Source organism: Streptomyces boncukensis, assembly GCF_011045075.1.
Taxonomy (GTDB): Bacteria; Actinomycetota; Actinomycetes; order Streptomycetales; family Streptomycetaceae; genus Streptomyces; species Streptomyces boncukensis.
This window is the reverse complement of sequence record NZ_JAAKZZ010001112.1, coordinates 1-515: the sequence shown is the minus strand read 5'-3', so window position 1 is coordinate 515 and position 515 is coordinate 1. Positions and strand designations below refer to the sequence as shown.

1 protein-coding gene is annotated in these 515 nt (G+C 71.8%); it reads right to left on the bottom strand.

All coding sequences use genetic code 11. The annotated features are described in order from the left end of the window. Positions 1–515: SDR family NAD(P)-dependent oxidoreductase (locus G5C65_RS38200; protein ID WP_165303681.1), on the bottom strand; the 515-nt coding region annotated here is incomplete at both ends.

Genomic DNA, 515 nt, shown 5'->3' with positions numbered 1-515 from the left:
CATTCTCGATCCCGGCAGTGTGGACGATGCCGGTCAGCGGCCACTGCTCCGGCATACCGTCGATCACCGTGGCCAGGGCGTCCCGGTCGGTGACGTCGCACGCGGTGACCGTCACCTGCGCGCCGAGCCCGGTCAGCTCTTCGATCAGGCCGTCGGGAGCTGTTCCGCTGCGGCTGGTGAGGACGAGGTGTGGTGCGCCTCGTCCGGCGAGCCAGCGGGCGGTGTGTGTGCCCAGGGCTCCGGTGCCGCCGGTGATCAGGACGGTGCCCGAGGGCCGCCACTGTTCATCGACCGGGGCCGCCGCAACGGCGCGGGTGAGGCGGCGGCCGTAGGTTCCGGCTCCGCGGATTGCGGTCTGGTCTTCGCTGCTGTCGGCCAGGATGTTTGTGAGTCGGGTTCCGGCTCGGGTGTCGAGGTGGGTGGGGAGGTCGATGAGGCCGCCCCAGCGTTGCGGGAGTTCCAGGGCCGCGACCCGGCCCAGGCCCCATACGGTGGCCTGGTCGGGGTGGTCCAGC